The sequence below is a fragment of the Evansella sp. AB-P1 genome (assembly GCF_029688925.1).
Classification (GTDB): Bacteria; Bacillota; Bacilli; order Bacillales; family Salisediminibacteriaceae; genus Evansella.
Genome location: NZ_JARUKY010000009.1, coordinates 115,031 through 137,068 on the forward strand (window position 1 = coordinate 115,031; position 22,038 = coordinate 137,068).

Sequence of the window (22,038 nt, forward strand, 5' to 3'; positions counted from 1 at the left end):
CTTTACTTGTCGAATCAAAACCATTCATTTAAGAAAAGTGCATAGAGCTAGACATCTTTCAAAGTGAAAATTTTATCTTATCTTTCACAGAAAAAAACCTATCGTGCTATACACTAGCCACAATAGGTTTCCGTTGAGAACAAAGATCCCGACACCATTATTTCTTACTAATTTATCGACGTTCCATAAGATTGATACCTACTCCCATACAGACGACCCCGAATAAAACCATAAAACTTAATGGTGTTACCATGTCTAGAACACTATAGTCATATATGGCTGCTCCCTTTAAAGTGTCCATTGCATAAAAGATAGGCATTCCTTTGGAAAGCAGAAGCATAATATCATTTGTCACTATTTCAATTGGCCAAAAAGCACCCCCTAGCATGGCAATTGCAGTTGCAACAATTGGTATAATGGCTTGAAGCTGCTGTGATGTTCTTACTAAACCGATTAAAAGCATACCAAGAGAGACAATAGCAAACGTATAGCAGCCGATAATTACTAGCATAGTCCCATAGCGGTTTCCTAAGTCAAAGCCTAACACTTGCTGAAATAATAGGAACACAACAATAATTTGTGCATACCCAATCATAAAGCAGTACAGCAAATGTCCTAAGTAAACCTCCCATTTACGTAACGGGGAAACAATGAGTCGATTCCACGTCCCCCACTTTTTTTCCTCTGCTACATTCATTAAGCTAAAAAGAATGGTATAGATGACGAAAAATAATGTCATTCCAAATAAAACTTGAAGTCGTTCATCATGAATAAAGGAACCATCTACCCCTTCTATGGATGAGCTAGTTACTGTAAGAACAGGTTCTTCCATTGCTTGAGTAACGTCAGAACGAAAGTCTATTCCTACTCCACTATTTTCAATCTCTCTCAGTCGTAATTCCTCCATAAAGACTTGATTTACATAATTATCCACGATATAGCGTGTTTGTTCCTCTGCAGCCAATAGTATCCGGTAATCCTCCTCCATTAATTGGAGTGCAAGACTAACCTCCCCAGTCGCTACAGCATTTCTTGCCTCAGACTCCTCCATCCATTCAAAGTGGAAAACATCTGATTCATTTAACATATCTAACCATGCATCTCTTTCCTCTTCCCCAAGAGATTCATGGGAATACGTGTAGACGGTCAGTTGATTGGTAGAATGAATTCCAGCAATAAAAAATACAAATACAACCGTTAATAGAAACATAGCTAATACTAAGATAGGTGCCCTTCGAAATCTCTGCCACTGTAATAGAAAAACTGATTTCATGATGAGGCCGACCTCCTCTTTGGAAAAATAAACACACTAACAATTAATAGAAGAATAAATGTACCTACTATTCTGCTTAGGGGTGAAATTAATGTACTCATTTCTAACCCTTGCATCCATTGTAAGTAAGCTGTTAACGCTGCACCATTTGGTGTCCAGTTTCCAATTGTAGCTACCATCGCTGGCATATCTGATGTTGGAAAAAAACTTCCTCCAACAAAGGCAAAGAGGCTTACTAATCCTCCAGAGAAGATATGAGAAACGGAATCGCTATTTAAACGAATGGCAATAGATGTTAAAAGTGTAGCCACTCCACCGACGCATAAAGCTACAACGATAGATATAAATCCCATGCCTAACCAAAACTCTATTGTTTTTCCCCTAAATGCGCCAAAAATAAGGGTAGATAAGCTAAATAATATAACTAACTGTATTAGGGTAATCATGGCAGCAGAAATGGTTTTCCCACCTAAATACATGTAAGAAGGCTTACCGGAAAGCAAGATCCGATTAAATGTGTGATTCCTTTTCTCAACATAGGCTTTACTGGATATAGTAGCACCTACGAAAAGAACGAACATAACAGCCATTCCTATCGTGTAATATTGAAAGGAGTTAATAGGTTCTCCAGCAGAAATAGTTTCCGTTCCTCCTAAGTTCCTATCTATGGTAGATTCTCTAGCTGTATTCTCCCCAAGTGTTAAGGAAATAGCTGTTTCAAAATTAAGGTTGTGTGCAAAGCCATCAATAATGTCTTGAAACATACTTGCATATAAAGAACCATAATCATTTACTGTTATTTGTAGGTTACTCCCATCTCCTTGGTTCAATAGCATTTTATGCAAGCTGTCGTACGTAAAGTTTTCTGGAATCGTAAGGACCGCTACAATATTCCCATCCATTAATTCCTTTTCTGCTTCTTCTTCACCAAGCTCCATTACATGTATCATGTCCTGAAGGCTTTCTTCTTCTAACATATTTGTTAATAAGTGATATGGACTAATTTCAGAGGCAACTACTTGAAGTTCAGTATGCACCTCTTCTGGAAAACCTAATTCATGTAGCTCTTCACTAAATTTCTCTATTCCCACTTGCTCATTATCGTTAATAACCATGGCCACATCCATATTTAATTCGCCCGTATCTCCACCTAGTACTCCTCTTAAAGCGAAGCCTAAAATCCCAATTAAAATAAAGGGCATAAAGAGAAGAACAATTAATTCCGTTCTGTCACGAGCTATGACGAGAATATCCTTCTTTAAAAAATCTATCATCGTTTCTCCTCCCCCTTTAATCTCTAAGCTTACGACCTGTTAAATGTAGGAATACATCTTCTAACGTAGGAATTTGTACATTAACATTTAATATTTGCGCATGATGACGTTCTGCTATTTGGAATACTGTTCCTAGTAACCTGCTCCCTTTTGGAACAATAAGCTTTAAACCTTTCTCCGTTTCTAGTGCTTGAAGAATTGATTTATTCCCTTCAAGCTCCTTGAAAAGCTTCGGATGTTGACGATCTAAATCGATTAAGATCGTTTCCTCTCCAGACAGAATACTTTTCAATTCCTCTTTTGTTCCGGAAGCAATAACTCTACCGTGATCCATAATATAAACCCGATCACATAATCTTTCCACTTCCTCCATGTAATGGCTTGTATACAATACGGCTAATCCTTTTTTCTGATTTAACTCTCTCACAGTTTCAAGAATATGACTCCTTGATTGAGGATCTATTCCAACAGTTGGTTCATCCATAATAAGGATCTCTGGTTCATGAAGCATGGCAGCTGCCATATTAACACGCCGCTTCATTCCTCCAGAATAGGTTGTTACTACTTCCTTTTGTCGATCCTTTAATCCCACTAGTTCTATAACCTCTTGTACTTTTGATTCCAATAACTTTCCTCTAAGACCATATATCCTTCCAAAAAACTTTAAATTTTCGTAAGCAGTCAACTCTTCGTACAATGCAATTTCTTGTGGAACAACCCCCAATACTTGGCGCATATTCGTTGGATCCTTTATTATACTTCTCCCATGTAGCCTTACATCTCCAGAGGTTGGCTTAACTAACGAGGAAATCATGGAAATGGTTGTTGATTTCCCAGCCCCATTTGGTCCAAGTAACCCAATGGATTCCCCTTTATCCATGTATAAATTAACACCGTCCACAGCTGTTTTCCCTTTAAAAATCTTTCGCAATTCTTCCGTCTCTAGCATGAAGCATGCCTCCCTTTTCACTTCTATTTTTCCACGGAAAATGATTCCGCCCTTTTTGTAATATGTCATTTGGACTCTTTCATTTATGTATTTATCTTATATGAGAAAAAACATAGCTCCTAGTATCCTCCGTCACATAATAATTTTCCTTTCGTGACTTTAGTCATTTTTCTGAAAGACTTTTATAGGATTCTCTACTCATACTAATGAATTTGGCACCATGGAGGATGAAAATACTCAATAAGGTGGTTCATCCGTTCTATTTTGAGGGTAGACCGCCGATGCAAGTGGAGATTTGCACCATGGGAGGTGAAAATGTTCTTTCTAAAGTATACTACCTTCCGTCATTTCTTCCTTTTCCTGTTTGCAGGCTCATTAGCTGCCTTCTATACTACTGCAAACTTGTTTTTCCGATTTGCAGGCTCATTTGCGTCCTTCTATACTTCTGCAAACCTTCCTTTTCCGATTTGCAGGCTCATTGACGACCTTCTATATTACCGCAAACTTATTTTTCCGATTTGCAGGCTTATTGGCGTCCTTCTATACTACTGCAAACCTTGCTTTTCCGATTTGCAGGCTTATTGGCGTCCTTCTATATTACTGCAAACTTATTTTTCCGATTTGCAGGCTTATTGGCGTCCTTCTATACTACTGCAAACCTTGCTTTTCCGATTTGCAGGCTTATTGGCTGCCTTCTATACTACTGCAAACTTGTTTTTCCGATTTGCAGGCTCATTGGCTGCCTTCTATACTACTGCAAACTTGTTTTTCCGATTTGCAGGCTCATTGGCTGCCTTCTATACTACTGCAAACCTTCTTTTTCCGATTTGCAGGCTTATTGACGAACTTCTATATTACCGCAAACCTTCTTTTTCCGATTTGCAGGCTTATTGACGAACTTCTATATCACCGCAAACCTTCCTTTTCCTGTTTGCAGGCTTATTGACGAACTTCTATATTACCGCAAACCTTCTTTTTCTCCATTTGCTGGTACATAGGCTGCTTCTTTCGTATTTTCAGGAAGACCTAGAAAGTTAGAATACTAAATAGAAAGAAAACAGACAAAGGGAACAACGTTTAGTTGAACATCACGTTGTTCCCTTACCTCATACAATATTTCTCCGTATAGCATAAATAGCAATTTGCGTCCTGTCTCTTAGCTCTAATTTATCCAAAATAATGCTTATATGATTTTTAATTGTACCTACCGATAAGCCTAGCTCCTCTGAAATTTCCTTATTACTTCTCCCTTCACCAATTCTTCGTATAATATCAAGTTCACGAGGGGTAATGGACGGATCAGCTCCTTCACTTGCTTCTTTATTAATTAGCTTTGGCATCACCTTTGCTGCCACTTGATCCTGTAGCATAATTCCACCAGATAAACAGCTACGAATAGAACGAATCAATTCTTCCGGTTCTGCATCCTTTAGCATATAGCCCCTAGCCCCACTCTTCAGTGCCTCTAACGCATACTTATCATCATTAAAGGTTGTTAAAATGAGCACCTTCCGTTCTGGCCAACGAGAATGAATAATTCTACTTGCCTCTAAGCCATCCATGACGGGCATACGAATATCAAGGATAATAAGATCAAATTGGTGGGTTTCGCATAAAGTAACAGCATCCTTACCATTACTAGCTTCACCTGTAACCTTCAGCTCTGGATCCGTTTCTATCATCATTTTCAAGCCTTGACGAACCATCCCCTGATCCTCTGCTAACAATATTCGAATCATTTCCTCTTCCTCCCTCCATCACCAACGGTAAGGTACCTCTTACAATAAACTTTCCACCATATTGATTTACTTCTAACACTCCACCAACCTGCTCAACTCGTTCTTTCATTGATGATAATCCAAATCCTTCTCTATATGTAGACTGATCTTCATTTGTTTCATTCGTTACTTCAAAGCGAAAGGCTGTTCCTCCTGGAGCTTCAAATAAAATATCAACCTCTTTTCTCTTCCCGTGCTTCATCATGTTCGTTAATGCTTCTTGAACGCTTCGATAAACAACGACAGCCTGGTCATTACCAAGTGGTGCAGATAATGCTCCATGCTTAACAGTAAAGTGTACTCGAATAAAGCTCTCCACCTCAAGCTTTCGAATGAGACTAATGATTGCTGATAAGCCACCAGCATCGTCCTCTTTCAGTGCTTTTACCGCTTTTCTCGTTTCCTCTAAGCTTTCTTTTGCTAACATTTTTAAATCGTTTACACGTTCTTTTTTATCATTGTCTGTTTCCATACGAAAAACCTCAAGCTGCATTAATAACGCTGTTAGCTTATGTCCAACCGAATCATGAATGTCTCTTGCAATTTGTCCTCGTTCCTCTTGCCGTGCAAGCTGTTCACTAGTTGCTAACCGCCGCTTCATAAGTCGATATTCACTAAGAAAGGCTTCATTTCTTGCAGAAACCTCTTCCTCCAGCTGTAATGTATTACGGTATATTACGAATGCCGTTCCAAGTAAAACTGCATAGATGACTGTAAATAATGGTGGAAAAACAGCGTATCCAAAAAAATGAGGGACTAGCGCACCAACAAACAGGATGCCACCAACAATAGCGCCTTGAATGGAACGAAGGCGATATATAGCTTTCCCTGCAAGGATAGAAAAAACAAAGAGGATATAATAATTCAACTCACCTTCTTTTTCTGGCCATAGTACTACTATTGCTAAAATCGACACAACGGATAAAAGAACTGTTAATACTCCTTTGTTTTTTCTAAATAAAGGACATAGAAAAAACAGAGCAAAAAAGAAGGCTGTTCCTAAAATTCTCTCAGGCATTTCATTTATAGGTAACGAATAATGCGTAATTGCAAGATTCCACGAAATCACAAGAACTATTAACCAAATCCAAAATGAACCCATCTCATCCCTACTTCCCGAACATTTCTCTATTCACCGTAAGTATATAGACTTTTATTTACGTTGTACAAGGGGAATTTTTATAGCTAATTCACTATCACAATACCAAATAATATAAAATCGGGTATACTTCCAAATTAGAATTGACAGAATGACAAATTATAGAATAAAATGGTAATAAATAGAATCGAATGTGAATATATATACAAAGAAGTTCTAATCCTATTTATTAATAAACTAACAATTGAATGTGTACTTTCGAAATCTAAATTTCCTTATTAGAGATGCCTTCAATATATACGTTTTAGAATAGATGATACTTCTATGTTTAGCCCAAAATGTGTTTGACTTTATGGGCGTACCTATGCCTCCAATTCTAATTACTAGAAGAAGGAGGTATTTTTTGTATGAAGGATCTAGGACAGAGTACGTAAAGTTCCAAAAATAATTAATTGGGAAAGAAAAATAAATATCAGAAAATTATAAAAACTACTTGCAATAGTTTGGAACCAGAGGTAAAATATGTAACATGTGATATATCAGATATCATATATCAGTTAATTTAATGATACTCCCCCTTCTTACTGAAGATAGAAATACTTGATACGTCTCATATCATAAAACATTAAAACTTAAACTTGTAATTGAAATACTTAAATTTATAACATTTTCCTTCTCATAAATGTAAGCGTATTCATATCTATGGTTCTCAACAACTCTATCAATGAGATTAAAAAGGAGGGAAGAAAACTTCAGAACAACTTTATTTTTAAGGGGGAATGGAGGAATGAACTGTCAGAAGCTACAGGATAGTTTAGGAGTACCAATATCAATATTTAGCTAATCTAGTTTGTATGACGTATGCGTAGGTTTTTTTATCAAACAATGAGATTGATAGATCAATTAAAAATGGAGGAAAAAAATGAATAACAATAGACTTTTTCTTTTATTACTTACAGTTGTAGGGTCACTGTTTATTTTAGTTGGTTGTGGAGACGGTGCGGAGGATACTGGTGCTGAAGGGGCTGATTATCCCAAACAGGCAATTGAAATCTATGTACCAGCTAGCCCTGGAGGAGCAACAGATGCTTCTGCAAGGATTATTGCTAAACATATAAATGAGTACCTTGGTGAAGACTTTATCATCATTAATGAAAGTGGTGGTGGTGGTACATTAGCCTTTGAAACGGTTAGAAATGATGATACAAATGGATATAAACTTTTATACTTTCACCAGGCTTTACACACTGGATATGCAACAAATCGCTATGAATACCCCGCAACAGATCTTACTGCTATTGGAACATACAGTGCAGTAAACCAAGCTTATGTTGTTAGCGCAGACTCTCCATGGGATTCGCTAGATGATTTTGTAGAAGACGCAAAAAGTAATCCTGGTGAGTACAGTTTTGGTGCGCAGTTAAGTGGAACGACACACTTTATGGGGGCAATGCTAGCACAAGAAGCTGGAATTGAGTACGATATTTTAGATTTTGGAGCTGAATCTGATCGAATGGCTGCCCTTCTAGGCGGACAAATAGATATGATTGTTACTAGTGTAGGAAATGCCATAGAGTATGTAGAATCAGGAGATTTCAAGGTTCTTGCAGTTTTAAATGAGGAACGAGATCCAGCTGCACCAGATTTCCCAACAGCTGTAGAGCAAGGCTATGACATTGTGTTCTCAATTACTCATGCTTTGTTTGGACCAAGTGATTTACCAGAAAATGTTATTGCAGCTTTAAATGAGGCAACAGCTGAATTAGCTGAGGATGAAGCATATATTGAAGCATTAGGAAATTTAGGACACGTACATGTATTAAATGATAGTGAAGCTACCACCGATTTGATTGAAAGAGAATTTAACATTATTCAAGACCTTGGTAAAGAACTAGGGTTTTAATGCAAGGAAGGATATCGTGAAAAATTCACGATATCCTTACATATATCATCAGTATAGTAATTAAATAATATCGTCCATTGCTCCATTTCATTGATGATAAGGAGGGGGAAAAATGACTAAAGCTGATAGAAACATAGGAATAGTATTGATTATGATAGCTGTTATCATGCTTTATCAAGCATTAACTTTAGAACATCCTCATTTTAATAGGGATCCAGGGCCTGTTTTGATGCCTGTAATCTATTCTATATCTTTAATAATCTGTTCCTTAGGTTTACTATTTTGGCCACGAATAGCTGAGAATAAAAAGGAAAGTAAAACACAGCAATCAAAAGAGCAATATAGAAAAAATACAACTAAAATGGTTGGGTTATTTTTGTTTTTAGTGTTTTATGTTTGGTCTTTTAAAACTCTTGGTTTTATACTTAGCACTATTATTTTTTTAGGTGGTAGTATCCTCTTCTTAGCTAAAAAAAGAGAGAGGAAATTTATTATCATTTCTATTTTAACATCTATCCTTTGTACAGGATTTATCTACTATATATTTAAAATTCAATTAAAAATTCAACTTCCAGTGGGAGTATTTTTCTAGAGACGGGAGGTATTCACATGGATATATTAATTAGTAGCTTTCTAGATGTTTTTAGTCCCATCTCTTTTCTTTTACTCTTAGGCGGTATTGGGATAGGTATTATCTTTGGTTCGATTCCGGGATTAACTGCTACGATGGGAGTCGCCTTGTTACTTCCCGTTACATTTGGTTTAGGACCTGTTGCTGGTATCTTGTTGCTTGTTGGTGTTTATGTTGGGGGAATATCAGGTGGACTAGTTGCGGCAACTCTTCTCGGTATACCTGGAACTCCCTCTTCCATTGCAACGACGTTTGATGCATATCCAATGTCAAAGAATGGAGAACCTGTCCGAGCAATGGGGATTGGAATAGTTGCATCACTTATAGGTGGTATTTTTAGTTTCATTATTTTGATAACTATTTCTCCCTTTATCGCAAGAATTGCCGTAAAAATGGGACCCTCTGAGTATGTTGCATTGATTTTCTTAGCATTAACATTGATTGCAGTATTATCTTCTGGCAACATGATTAAAGGGATTACATCTGGAATTATTGGGATGTCCTTAGCACTAATTGGTTTTGCCCCTATTGACGGTACTGCAAGATATACTTTCGGACAATTACAATTAACTGCAGGAATTGACCTACTGCCACTTATCATGGGATTGTTTGCAATCACCCAAATTCATATGGAAATTCAGAAGGGGGAAATAAGTAAAGAAATCAATCTTAAAGTAAAAGGCTTTGCTGTCTCCATTAAGGAGTTACTAAATAACACAATAAACTTACTTCGTTCCTCCTCCATTGGTGTTGCTCTAGGAATGCTTCCAGGAATGGGGAGTGGCGCATCAAACCTAATTGCTTATGCTCAAGCAAAACAAGCCTCTAAAAATCCAGAGAAGTTTGGAAAAGGAGCTCCAGAAGGAATTTATGCTTCTGAATCAGCCAATAATGCAAGTGTTGGTGGTGCTCTAGTACCTATGATGACTCTTGGAATACCAGGGGATAGTGTAACAGCCATTCTTTTGGGTGGATTTATGATCCACGGTATTCAGCCAGGACCATTGTTGTTTACAAATAACGCAGGAATAGTAAATGTTGTGTTCATAGGGTTCTTTTTGTCTATTATTATTGTATTTATTCTACAATTTTTAGGAATGCGTCTATTTCCTAAAATCCTTACTATACCTCAACATTTCCTATATCCTATATTGTTGACCATGACTGTGGTTGGTGCTTTTGCAATGAACCATCGTATTTTCGATGTATGGATCATGCTCATCTTTGGAGTTGTAGGTTTTATTTTAATAAAAAATAATTACCCTATAGCCCCACTTATTTTAGGCTTTGTATTGGGACCGATGTTTGAAATATATTTAAGAAGAGCTTTCATGGCTGCTTCTAACCCTATTGAAATTTTATACAGTCCAGTGGCCGTAATCTTAATAACAGCTGCAATTGTAATATTAATCGTAACAACCGTAAGAGAAGTGAAAGATGTAAGAAAAAAAAGGAAAACAACTCCTCCAAATATTAATATTTGATAGACTCTCTTTAAGACGACAATTGACAATGTGTGGAAGCTAGCATAAAATGGCAGTAACATGTATGAAAGGGTGACTTTTACGACAATGAAGTACTAATCCTATTTTTCAAAAGCTATCAATTGAAGGTGTTTTTCGCAGCCGTGGTGCTGCTTTATTAGGAGTGCCTTCAATGAACGTTTTTAGAATAGGATTATATTTCTATAGTTAAACCGAAACAGAGTTCGTCTCTTTTTTGGCGTACCTATGCCTCCTATTCTAATTTCTAGATGGGGGCATTTTTATGTCTCCAGAAAAGGAGATGATACGATGTTGTTAATGGATGCTACGAATATTAAACACTATGTCATAGATCGATTACTTTTGGATATACCCAAGCTTCAAATTTTTTCAAAGGACCGTATAGGTCTTGTTGGAAAAAATGGAACGGGAAAAACCACACTGATGAATATACTTGCAAAAAGAATTACCCCAAGCGAAGGTTCCGTTAACATGGAAGGAACATACGACATTTTACCTCAGCTGAAGAGATCAGATACAACAAAAAGTGGTGGAGAGATAACACAGGAATATATTACTGCAGCACTAAGTAAGGATCCTGCCATTTTATTTGCTGATGAGCCTACCACAAACCTAGATACAAATCATATTGAATGGGTAGAAAAAAAACTTGCAAATTGGCAAGGAGCTCTCGTGATTGTCTCTCATGATCGGGCTTTTTTAGATGCCCTTTGCACAACTATTTGGGAGATCAGTGCGGCTGGAAAGCTTACCGTACACAAAGGAAACTACTCCGATTTTTCCACCAAAAAAGAGCTAGAGAAGCAACAACACGAAATGGCTTATGAAAAATATCAAAGGAAGAAAAAACAATTAGAAGAAGCCATAGATAGAAAATCAAATAAAGCAGATAAAGCAACGAAAAAACCGAAAAGTTTGAGCTCATCGGAGGCAAAAATAACTGGATCTAAACCCTATTTTGCTAAAAAGCAGAAAAAACTGCAGCAAAATGCAAAAGCAATCGAAACGAGATTGGAAAAGCTAGAGAAGGTTGAAAAGCCCTTTGAAACGAAGGGAATTAAGATGACCCTTCCAAATGAGGAGGATGTTAAGGGGCGAATTCTTTTACGTGCAGTAGAAGCTACTGGAATGGCTGGAAGTCGGAAGCTTTGGGATCCTGTATCCTTCCATATTCTTGGCGGAGAAAAGCTTGCCATTATTGGACCAAATGGTAGTGGCAAAACAACATTAGTGAAAATGATAATGAACAAATCTGAAAGTCTATCCCTTTCACCTTCAATGAAAATCGGATATTTTAGTCAAAATCTTAGTATATTGAATACGAACAGTTCCATATTGGAAAATGTTCAGACTACCTCTATTCAGGACGAAACGTTCATTCGTACCGTCCTTGCTAGACTTCACTTTAAGAGAGACGACGTGTATAAAAAAGTTGACGTACTTAGTGGTGGTGAACGTGTAAAGGTAGCTTTAGCTAAACTATTTGTTAGTAATAGTAACACGTTAGTTTTAGACGAACCAACGAACTACCTAGACATTGAAGCTGTGGAAGCTCTAGAGGGACTTTTACAGGAATATGAGGGAACCGTACTATTCGTCTCTCATGATCGGCGATTTGTAGAGAATATAGCTACCCGAATTCTAGCCATTAAACATCAGAAAATAGAATTATTTGATGGCACCTTGCAGCAATATCACGCTTACGAACCTGCTCAGGAACGTGATCTTTCGGTGGAAAAACTGGCTGTTCTAGAGACGAAAATTGCAGACGTTTTAAGTCGTCTCAGTATTGAACCAACTGCTGAACTAGAAGCTGAATTCCAAAAGCTATTATCAGAAAAACGGAGGCTAAAAAAACTGTAACGTCCTGTTTAAAGCGATAATCAATGTGTTGCCTTCTCCATCGAGGTAGAGTAAAAGTACTCCCTTGGCGAGAGGCAACACAATAAAATTTAAAATAGAAGGATGATCAATAATGGATACGATCTCATTTCATGACATTAACAAACTAGGAAATATTGTTGAAGAAACAGAACTATATAGGCAGTTTCACTTTCAAAAAATGCTCATTATGTACGATAGCAATTATTTAGAGTTTAAGAGGATGCCTTCCTTATTAGAGTTTAAAGAAAAAGAGAACTATTTGAAATCGTATCACCAAAAATATAAACAAAATCACTTAAAGTTTCATTTTCCTGAAAATGAAAAACTATCGGAGGAACTAAAAAACTACCTTGCCAACTCTCCATACGATATCGGCTTTAATGAACTATATACCATTTTGCCTAGTCAGTTCCCTTATGTAGATTCTAACGGAAAAATTGATATCCAAGTGGTAACGAACAGAAATCTACAGGCATTTCTAGATTTAAACTACAAACATGACTCGGAATATGGTAAGCAGTATGCTATTGAAAAAGGAGAACTTCTAAAGGAGCAATTTCACGACTCAAAACATTTACAGCTTGTAGCCAATTATGAAGGCATTTCAGTAGGCTATGTGCACATTATAATTTCCGACGGGATAGTGGAAATAGACAATCTCCATGTTGACCAGCCGTATCAGAAAAAAGGAATAGGTAGCCAGCTACAGAAAGCTGTAATGGATACCTTTCCTGACAAAAGGGTAATTTTAATTGCTGATGGGGAAGACACACCAAAGGAGATGTATCGGAAGCAAAACTATCAATACATGGGCTATCAATATGAAGCATTAAAAACTTATTAAAAAGGCATTCCTTTCTCCTTTTATAAATATTTATAATGATAAACGTAGTAGTAGGTAACGATTGCAACCAAGATGGAAATATGTGCTCATGCACTTTTCCATCTCCATGCAAAGGAAACCTTATCTGCAAATGCAATAATTTGACTACGTTATTATTATTTCCCTTTGGCTATTAAATCGCAATATTCTCTGTCGGTCTACCAAGAGCATAACCTTGACCAAAGTGGACTCCAATTTCTCGTATATAATTCAGATCATCAACTTGCTCAATCCCCTCTGCTATTACTTTTGTTCCTGATTCATTAGCGAATTCTAATAATAAGCTAGTCATCTTTTGAAGACTTTCTTTTTTACTAATATTATCTATTAGTGAACGATCCAATTTAATAAATTCTGGCTTAATATGTACGATTGACTTTAAGCTGTTAAAACCGCTTCCTGCATCGTCTACCGCGATACGAAACCCTTGGGAACGATAATTGGACAGGACCCTTTCAAACATTACATAATCGGAAACAGCTTGTTTTTCAGTTATTTCAAAGATTATTTGACTCGGATGAATGTTTAATTGTTTCAGTAGCTTCATTGTTTCCCCACTTTTGTAGTCTGAATCCATTAATACCTGAGGATGGATGTTTAAGAATAATAATCTACTTCTATGTTCTTTCTGATCAGACGTACTTTCATAAAATTTGGCAATGGAGAGATTTCTACATAATAGATCTAGATGAAATACTTGATTAGTCTGACCAATAAACTCATAAAAATTTTCAGTAGTGGGAAACCACTTAGACATAGGGGGGCGATTTAAAGCTTCATAACCAATTGGTTCATCTTCTTGAAGTTGATAGATAGGTTGAAAAAAGGTTTTTAATTTATTTTCCCTCATAATATTTTTTAATTCAATAAATTTTAATAGTCTATTAAAGTCGTTATTTTTCCTTTTCCTACAATATAGAATGTAGGAAAGCACATCAGAAAATCCAGCTTTCATCTTTATACTTTTATTCATGGAATAATTTACACATCCCCTGTAGATATTTGTTAATGTATGTCCTATATATACTATCAGCACTTTGTTAACTATTGATAAATATTTTGTAAATATTTTGTAATCGATTATCACCTTCTCCCTTTCAATACCCTACTCTTTTTTGTTACCATAAAAAGAACAGTCAAAGTAAGGGGAAGGCGAAATTGTCCTTACTGAAATGGGAGGATTTAATTAATGGATGACGGTTATTTGTACGTACTAATAAACCCTTCTATAGAGGGAAATGTAAAAATAGGGACGTGTAAACAAGACCCCGCTTCTATACTAGATGAATTGACGAAAGAACCGAATGTAGCAACCAACTCCACTTTAGTCTATCGAGATTATGTTGAAAGAAATTGTGAGATTCTTGAAAAAGAAATTTATCGTAATTTACTAGAATCCTATAGCGTTCAACAGGATGACCTTGGTTTTTTAAAAGTGGAGCCGTATGAAGCAATTGAATGCATCCAAAAAGTGAAAAGTAGCCCGTTGCCAATTTCACATACAAGTTCCATGCAAAATGATATTCCTAAAAGGGCATTCGAGTTATTTGATGAAGCGTGTAACTATTATTACGGTCGAGGAAGCACGGTGCAAGATTATAGAGAGGCAGAAAATCTATTTAAACAATCTAGTGAGCTCGGCGTTCTCCCTTCCTACATATATTTAGGACGAATCTATGAATACGGCGATGGTGGTGATCCAAACATAAAGAAAGCTTTAGAATACTATGAAGCTGGGGTGAGAAGCGGTAGCAATGTATGTAACGCTAAAATTGCCTGTCTTTATTGGAGAGATACCGAGATAAAAGACATTGAGATTGGGAAAAAATATTGGAAGACGTATTTTAAACAGTTAGACCATAGTATTATCACAAAGGATGATTATGCTAACTTTTCTTTCTATCTTTCCTTATCGAAAGAGAATCACTTGGAGATAGATTATAAGGATATTTTAGGAGCATATAAAAAGCCATTGTTAAAGCTTCTACAAATACGTAAAGATGTTTGCCTTGAGCAGCACGCTGGTAACCAACCATTTAGAGACTATATGTTAAGCATCATTCATGAAGAAATGGATTTTGTTGATGCTTTGGCGCCTGTCCACTTAGAGGATGGATACAGTAATTTTGCCATTAGCTCAGATCTTCTTCATATTACAAATATGGGAACGATACTCCTAGCAGATGTGGAGAGAGGAGCCTTTCATGTAGGAGATGATCTCGAAATTTCAGCACCTGGCATCTCTGTAAAATCTACTATAAAAAAAATTGATAAATACGGCCAATTCATCGAAAAAGCTTCTGAGGGAGATAGCGTAGGGTTCCTTGTTACAGGTAGTGAAGAAGAACTAAAATTCGTAAAATTGGGTGCTTCCATTTTAAAAAGTATATGAAACGATCGTACAGCTCATAGTAATAATTTTTTCCCGGGACGAATGGGGACGGTTGGACGGTTCCAACTTGCCATTTTGTACAAGGTAGATAAATTTCTTCACAAACGTAATATAAGAAGAGTGTGAAGACGATAAAAAAATCAATATACACTCTTCTTTCGAGAAACGGGCCAATGGGAACCGTCCCGGTTGGCCTCAATTCTCGTTGGGTGTGTTGCTGTGGGATCGATCTTCTAGGGTTGAACCTTTATCCTCGATGTCTCTACACATAATGGGATTTATTGATGTTTGGTAATTTTATTAGTGGAAAGGTGAATAAAATTATCCTTGAAGTAATTGCATATAATACAATGTTTCACCTTCTAGTTCTACACTCAAAATACCTACATCTATTTCATTTTCACTAGTGAAGTAAATTTTTGTTCCAACTGGTAGTTTAGTAGCTGTATAATCTCTAAAAAATAACCAGTTTGTGGATTGGTTCTTTATTTCTCCGATTAGACCATGCTTTGTATACTCCTCCTTTCTCTCTTGGAACCATTCAAGTTCTGTCACATTATTGTACATCATCCCATTATATTGAAAAACATCTGCATCAGAATTTCGATTTAGTACATCTCTTGCAGTCACTTTTCCGCCATCGGCTACACCGCAACCCAAAAGAAAAATCAAAGGTAAGATTACAAGTAAAAATGCAATAAATGATTTTTTAATGGTCAACACTCTCCCTTCAAATACACGCTTATTTAAGGTGAATTTTAAATTAAACATCATGTTAGAGAATATAACATCGTATGCTACAAGGGGAAAATTTCTTTAAAATGGTTATCTTAGAAATCAACTCTTCAAACAGAAATGATTTCTGATTAGTTATCACTATTATTCTTATCCTTTTCCATTTCAAGTTTATTTAGTTTTTCCATTTCCTTTTCTCGTTTATTTAGTTTATCTATTTCTTCTTCAGACATTGGTTGAGTCTCTGAAAATTTAGCAATATAAGGATTTGATTTTAATAATTTATCAATATTCGTTTCATCAAACGTTCTATGCATATTGACAGAATGTGACTTATCTAATTTAGCTGTAAATTCGTTCCCTTGAATTTCAAAATGACCTTGTCCCAATCCTACAAGTCGATAGGCATCATCGATAACTGGACCCTCATATTTTACAAGGAATAATAATGCAGGTTTATTATTAATTAGTGGATCATGATCTCCTAGATCAATTTGCAATAATGTTAGTTTACTTATACCTTCAAGTTCTTTATTCACATCACGATAAATAGAATCAATTTGTATTTCAGTCTTATAGAAAATAACATCACTATATTTAAATTCTAACTAGACCAATTTTTATGATACCATTCGTTCAAATATAATTCCTTCGGGTGACTAGTATAGTATGCTCTACCAACCCATCCAACATCTCCATAATCATCGCTAACCCACATAGCATTTGCATTATGTGGACTTACCCAAGAAAAGTTAAAAAAGCTAAAGCTATCTCTCCATACGTTTCCTCCAAGGAGTATTCGATTACTATATCCATATTGTCCACGTTGGTCATAAGCATAATTTATGTTTACATTACCATTTGAATCAGGGTTCCAACCTCCGTAAAAAAAGTAAGTAGAATAACAATTTGAGTTGGAGATATAAGCATCATCATGAGCTTTTATAGTTGTTGTAGAAAATATTTCTCCTATTAAACCAATTAGAAAAATAATAGTTTGTAACTGGTACAATTAAAATAAACTGAAATATGTTAATAAAACAGACCTTATAAGTTAGTTTTAAACACCTCCTTGTTTCAATACCAGACAGCATATTTAAATAAAACTCTTGAAGAATGCTATTAATCTAAAGACGGTTTATTTTGAAAAATAGTTTCCGAAATATCGAATTTTTTTGAATGAACTTTACAAATTTTAGCCTACATAGCTCCTATAATAATTTTACACTGCAGTACCCATTAATTTTGGCTGCCAATAATACTAATGACGATCAGGATACTGTTGATAAAAAAGTACGGTTAGTTTCAGGATTTATAGATAACTTCATATGCCCCTGCTAAAAAGTCGGTTCTCGTCCCCTCCCCCTCCTCACTCCCCTCAAACCCTTGCCACTCTAAGCCCCACCCCTCTTATCTCGCCTTTTTTCTTCATTCCATTATGCTAAAAAGTTCTTCCCTCAAAAGGCTTTTTTTTCTCCATTATCCCTCTTTTTTCTGTTCTGGATTGTATAGAATATTCGGACAATGTTATTAAGTTGGTACCGATAATGGAGAGAAGAATCAGGAGAAAAGAAAGGAAATGCAGCTATACTAGGATGGTATTGCAGTTAGCAAACACACGGAATAGAGGTTGAATATCCTACGGTTCTATGAGTTGAAATAACACTGAAACGCTTATTGGACAAGGGGTTGAAGATATATTGGATAAAAGAAAAAAGACTGGACCCGTATTGGATCCAGCCAGAGTTTTGATTGATTTAACGATTGAAATAACGTGATTGTCTCTTTGTTCTTTCTCCCCCGTTCTTCCCTCCGTAATACCAACAATTTAGCAGTAGGTACCGACTTTTTAGCGTGGGGAAAGAGAATTTAGCAGGGAGATAGTTGTTTATACATCTCCAGGAAGAAACTATAAATAAGCCTTATTTCAAACAAAAAGAGCTATCCAACTGGATAACTCTTTTCAAGTTTTTTAAACTATCTCTCTCCCGTACATAGTATAATTACTCTGTTTAGTTCCAACTTTTTTTGTCCTCAACACACACTTTTTCACGGACCTTTTTACTATTCCACCGTCACGCTCTTGGCTAAATTTCTTGGTTTATCTACGTCACAGTCTCTGTGAAGTGCTGCGTAGTAGGCAATTAGCTGGAGTGGAATCACTGTTACTAATGGTGTTAAATAATCGTGAACATGTGGGACCACTAGTTGATCGTCCTCATCTTCGAAACCTTCCATACTAATCATGCATGGGGATGCACCGCGAGCAACGACTTCCTTCATGTTTCCACGAATGCTTAAGTTTACGTGCTCTTGAGTTGCTAACCCAATAACAGGTGTCCCATCCTCAATTAACGCAATGGTACCGTGTTTTAATTCTCCACCAGCAAATCCTTCTGCTTGAATATAAGAGATTTCCTTTAGCTTTAATGCGCCTTCAAGGCAAACGTAGTAATCAATTGCACGGCCAATGAAGAAGCAGTTTCGTGTAACGCTTAGGTATTCTCTTGCGATTTTTTCTAACACTTCTTTTTTATCTGTCAATGTTTCCATAGCACTAGCAACGATAGCAAGCTCCTGCAGTGGATCAAAGGACATATCAATTCCTGCTGCTTTTGCTGTATCAACAGCAAGAATAGCTAATACAGCCATTTGAGCTGTATAGGCTTTTGTTGAAGCAACAGCGATTTCTGGTCCTGCATACGTGTGTAAAGTGTAATCCGCTTCTCGGGATAATGTTGATCCTGGCACGTTCGTAATCGTTAACGCCTTGTGCCCCATTTTCTTCACACTTACAAGTACACCTCGGCTATCTGCTGTTTCTCCGCTTTGAGAAATGAAAATAAAGAGTGGTTTTTTACTTAATAAAGGCATGTTGTATAAAAATTCGCTAGCAATGTGTGTTTCCACAGGTTTATTGGCAATACGTTCAATCAATTGTTTTCCAACTAAACCAGCGTGGTAACTCGTTCCTGCTGCAATAATATAAATACGATCAGCATCAAGCATCGCTTGGCGAATATCTTCATCAAGCTTGATGTTTTCATTTTCATCCTTATATTTTGAAATAATATTTCGGATGACGTACGGCTGCTCATCAATTTCCTTTAACATGTAGTGAGGATATGTTCCCTTTTCAATATCGCTTTCATCTAATTCAGCAATATAAGAATCTCTAGATACAACGTCCCCTTGTAACGTTTTAATTGTGGCTCCTTTTCTCGTAACAACGACAATTTCTTTATCCATTAGTTCCACAAATTCATTCGTCACCTGAAGCATTGCCATAGCATCACTGGCTACAACGTTTACCCCATCGCTTAATCCTACAAGAAGGGGACTTTTATTTTTACCAACATAGATTGTATCTGGACTTTCACTGTCTAATAATGCCGTAGCATAAGAACCCTTCAACAAGTCTAATGTTTTACTGAAAGCCTCTTCTGTAGATAGTCCTTCGCTTGAAAAGCGTTCTACTAACTGAACGATAATTTCTGTATCTGTATCACTAGCTAAATTTACGGCTTGAAGATACTCACGAGTAAGCTGAGCATAATTTTCGATTACTCCATTATGAACGATCGTGTAGCGCTTCGAAGCACTTTGATGGGGATGAGCATTTATTTGACTAGGTACACCATGTGTTGCCCAGCGTGTGTGACCAATCCCAATAACCCCTTCTTCATTTTGGTCAACAACACTACGAAGGGTGGCAATTCTACCTTTTTCTTTATATACGTGAACCCCTTCTTCGTTTACAATGGCTAAACCAGCTGAATCATAGCCTCTATATTCAAGTTTTTCTAATCCTTTTAATAAAATTTCTTTAGCATCCTCTGTTCCTACATATCCAACAATTCCGCACATATATATAATTTCCTCCCTCAGTGGGGCGAAAAAGCCTTTGGGGCATTCTCGCCCCACTCTTATATTCTGTATTATTTCTTCGGTGTCATCTACTATCACCATGGCAATTACTTTTGTTCGAAAAGTCACCTTCTCGTTTTAGGTAATTGCTTACGATCGTGATGATACGACCGGGAGGTATCCGCCGAAACCTTCGATAATCCTCCTCCTCGTCAACTATCTTTTGTTTCCGACCAAAGATAGTTCAGGCGCTTTCATTACTTCTTCCCTTTGTCTATCCTCCTTCCTTTTTTTTGAATCTTTTTCATCATACTACACTACGAGAAAATTGGTCAATCAAAATTTTACAATTTACATCCAATTTTCGTCTAATATTCTCCTATGACCACCTCCCTTATAAGTAATTATCTCTTATCTAAATTTTATCTTTATAAAAATAAAATATGCATGAATAGCATTTGATGTGCTATTCATGCATTTTCATTCTATTCTATAGAGCCTAGCTCCCTTTTTACTACATCAACAATCTTTTGGACATACTTATCACACATTTCTTCGGTCGGTGCCTCAGCCATTACTCGGACAAGTGGTTCTGTCCCTGAAGGGCGAACTAAAATCCTTCCTTCTCCTTGCATTTCTGCTTCCACTTCATCAATTTCTGCGGCAATAACCTCATTATTCGTTAATGCGTGTTTATCACCTACACGAACATTAACAAGCTTCTGAGGATACTTAGGCATTTCAGCAGCTAACTCTGATAAAGGCCTACCAGTTGCTTTTAAGATAGCACAAAGCTGAAGACCCGTTAATAATCCATCACCAGTAGTGGAGTAATCAAGGAAAATAATATGGCCGGATTGTTCACCACCAAGATTATAGCCACCTTTTCTCATTTCCTCCATCACATATCTATCACCAACTGAAGTTTGCCTCGCTTCTACATCTATGTCTTTAAGAGATTTGTATAAACCAAGATTACTCATAATAGTCGTAACGACAGTACTATGCTTCAGGCGACCTTGTTCCTTCATGTATTTTGCGCAAATATACATGATTTGGTCTCCGTCGATTACCTTTCCTTTTTCGTCAACGGCAATTAATCGGTCTGCATCCCCATCAAAGGCAAGGCCAATATCAGCACCTTTTTCTACGACTAAAGAAGATAGTGTATCTGGATGAGTTGATCCAACACCGTCATTTATATTTACACCATTTGGAGATGAACCAATCGTTGAAATCTGGTCAGCTTCTAAATCAGCGAATAAATGAGCTGCTAAAGGAGATGCGGATCCATGAGCACAATCCAAGGCAATATGTAAGCCTGTAAAGTCCTCTGAGATCGTCTGTTTTAAAAATTGTAAGTATTTCTGTCCACCCTCGAAGTAGTCATTAACCTGCCCAATATCTCCACCTACAGGCCTAGGTAGGTCATCCTCCATATTATCTTCTAAATGTAGGAGCTTTTCTATTTCCTCCTCTTGACTATCCAGGAGTTTAAAACCATCTGACCCAAAAAACTTAATTCCATTATCACCTACTGGATTATGAGAAGCTGATATCATCACACCTGCATCAGCGCTTAATGCCTTAGTTAAGAAGGCAACCCCTGGAGTTGAAATAACTCCTAAGCGCATGACCTCAGCCCCAATAGATAAAAGTCCTGCAACAAGTGCCCCCTCAAGCATATGACCAGAAATACGTGTATCTCTTCCAATTAAAATTTTTGGTTTATTCCTTTCCTTTGTTAGTACATAGCCACCGAATCTCCCTAATTTAAAAGCAAGCTCTGGTGTTAACTCTTTGTTTGCTACCCCTCTCACTCCATCAGTTCCGAAAAACTTTCCCATATAAATCTCTCCTTAAGA

The 22,038-nt window shown here is 36.8% G+C and carries 18 protein-coding genes; 7 read left to right on the forward strand and 11 right to left on the reverse strand.

Annotation, left to right across the window (positions count from 1 at the left end):
• Positions 1-172: 172 nt before the first annotated feature.
• From QA612_RS11160 to QA612_RS11170, 3 genes are read right to left on the reverse strand one after another with little or no spacing between them, the layout of a single operon-like run.
• Entirely contained in the window at positions 173-1,273 is a 1,101-nt protein-coding gene (locus QA612_RS11160) for an ABC transporter permease (RefSeq protein ID WP_278283894.1), read from the reverse strand.
• Positions 1,270-2,547: an ABC transporter permease gene (locus tag QA612_RS11165; RefSeq protein ID WP_278283895.1), complete on the reverse strand. Its 1,278-nt coding sequence runs from the start codon at positions 2,545-2,547 to the stop codon at positions 1,270-1,272. Before QA612_RS11165 ends, QA612_RS11160 begins: the two co-directional genes overlap by 4 nt.
• A gap of 16 nt (positions 2,548-2,563) precedes the next feature.
• Positions 2,564-3,496 (reverse strand): ABC transporter ATP-binding protein, encoded by a 933-nt coding sequence (locus QA612_RS11170; RefSeq protein WP_278283896.1) that lies wholly within the window; start codon positions 3,494-3,496, stop codon positions 2,564-2,566.
• Positions 3,497-3,811: 315 nt separating this feature from the next.
• On the opposite strand from QA612_RS11170, the gene QA612_RS11175 reads away from it, so the two are divergent.
• Positions 3,812-4,390, forward strand: coding sequence for a hypothetical protein (locus tag QA612_RS11175; protein WP_278283897.1), 579 nt, complete (start codon positions 3,812-3,814; stop codon positions 4,388-4,390).
• A gap of 212 nt (positions 4,391-4,602) precedes the next feature.
• Here the strand turns inward: QA612_RS11175 and QA612_RS11180 are convergent, their stop codons facing one another.
• Positions 4,603-5,235 (reverse strand): response regulator, encoded by a 633-nt coding sequence (locus QA612_RS11180; RefSeq protein ID WP_278283898.1) that lies wholly within the window; start codon positions 5,233-5,235, stop codon positions 4,603-4,605.
• A complete protein-coding gene (locus tag QA612_RS11185) occupies positions 5,141-6,376 on the reverse strand; it encodes a sensor histidine kinase (RefSeq protein WP_278283899.1) in 1,236 nt (411 codons plus the stop codon). Before QA612_RS11185 ends, QA612_RS11180 begins: the two co-directional genes overlap by 95 nt.
• A gap of 919 nt (positions 6,377-7,295) precedes the next feature.
• On the opposite strand from QA612_RS11185, the gene QA612_RS11190 reads away from it, so the two are divergent.
• From QA612_RS11190 to QA612_RS11210, 5 genes are all read left to right on the forward strand, one after another.
• Positions 7,296-8,276 carry a tripartite tricarboxylate transporter substrate binding protein gene (locus QA612_RS11190; RefSeq protein WP_278283900.1) on the forward strand — a complete coding sequence of 327 codons (981 nt, stop codon included), beginning with the start codon at positions 7,296-7,298 and terminating at the stop codon, positions 8,274-8,276.
• A gap of 112 nt (positions 8,277-8,388) precedes the next feature.
• Positions 8,389-8,868, forward strand: coding sequence for a tripartite tricarboxylate transporter TctB family protein (locus QA612_RS11195; protein ID WP_278283901.1), 480 nt, complete (start codon positions 8,389-8,391; stop codon positions 8,866-8,868).
• Between the two features lie 17 nt (positions 8,869-8,885).
• Positions 8,886-10,391 carry a tripartite tricarboxylate transporter permease gene (locus QA612_RS11200; protein WP_278283902.1) on the forward strand — a complete coding sequence of 502 codons (1,506 nt, stop codon included), beginning with the start codon at positions 8,886-8,888 and terminating at the stop codon, positions 10,389-10,391.
• Positions 10,392-10,700: 309 nt separating this feature from the next.
• Complete coding sequence (locus QA612_RS11205) at positions 10,701-12,275, forward strand: Vga family ABC-F type ribosomal protection protein (RefSeq protein ID WP_278283903.1); 1,575 nt, start codon at positions 10,701-10,703, stop codon at positions 12,273-12,275.
• Between the two features lie 112 nt (positions 12,276-12,387).
• Complete coding sequence (locus QA612_RS11210) at positions 12,388-13,140, forward strand: GNAT family N-acetyltransferase (RefSeq protein WP_278283904.1); 753 nt, start codon at positions 12,388-12,390, stop codon at positions 13,138-13,140.
• Positions 13,141-13,312: 172 nt separating this feature from the next.
• On the opposite strand, the gene QA612_RS11215 is transcribed toward QA612_RS11210, so the two are convergent.
• A complete protein-coding gene (locus QA612_RS11215; protein ID WP_278283905.1) occupies positions 13,313-14,152 on the reverse strand; it encodes an EAL domain-containing protein in 840 nt (279 codons plus the stop codon).
• A gap of 216 nt (positions 14,153-14,368) precedes the next feature.
• Between QA612_RS11215 and QA612_RS11220 the strand changes: the two genes are divergently transcribed.
• On the forward strand, positions 14,369-15,571 hold the full coding sequence (locus QA612_RS11220; protein WP_278283906.1) for a hypothetical protein: 1,203 nt from the start codon (positions 14,369-14,371) through the stop codon (positions 15,569-15,571).
• A gap of 321 nt (positions 15,572-15,892) precedes the next feature.
• Here the strand turns inward: QA612_RS11220 and QA612_RS11225 are convergent, their stop codons facing one another.
• The 5 genes from QA612_RS11225 to glmM form a co-directional block, all read right to left on the reverse strand.
• A complete protein-coding gene (locus tag QA612_RS11225) occupies positions 15,893-16,291 on the reverse strand; it encodes a hypothetical protein (RefSeq protein WP_278283907.1) in 399 nt (132 codons plus the stop codon).
• A gap of 146 nt (positions 16,292-16,437) precedes the next feature.
• Positions 16,438-16,845, reverse strand: a complete 408-nt coding sequence (locus QA612_RS11230; RefSeq protein ID WP_278283908.1) for a hypothetical protein — start codon at positions 16,843-16,845, stop codon at positions 16,438-16,440.
• 65 nt (positions 16,846-16,910) lie between these two features.
• Positions 16,911-17,318 carry a hypothetical protein gene (locus QA612_RS11235; RefSeq protein ID WP_278283909.1) on the reverse strand — a complete coding sequence of 136 codons (408 nt, stop codon included), beginning with the start codon at positions 17,316-17,318 and terminating at the stop codon, positions 16,911-16,913.
• A gap of 1,052 nt (positions 17,319-18,370) precedes the next feature.
• Complete coding sequence (gene glmS, locus QA612_RS11240) at positions 18,371-20,173, reverse strand: glutamine--fructose-6-phosphate transaminase (isomerizing) (RefSeq protein ID WP_278283910.1); 1,803 nt, start codon at positions 20,171-20,173, stop codon at positions 18,371-18,373.
• 485 nt (positions 20,174-20,658) lie between these two features.
• Positions 20,659-22,020: a phosphoglucosamine mutase gene (glmM, locus tag QA612_RS11245; RefSeq protein ID WP_278283911.1), complete on the reverse strand. Its 1,362-nt coding sequence runs from the start codon at positions 22,018-22,020 to the stop codon at positions 20,659-20,661.
• Between the last annotated feature and the right edge of the window lie 18 nt (positions 22,021-22,038).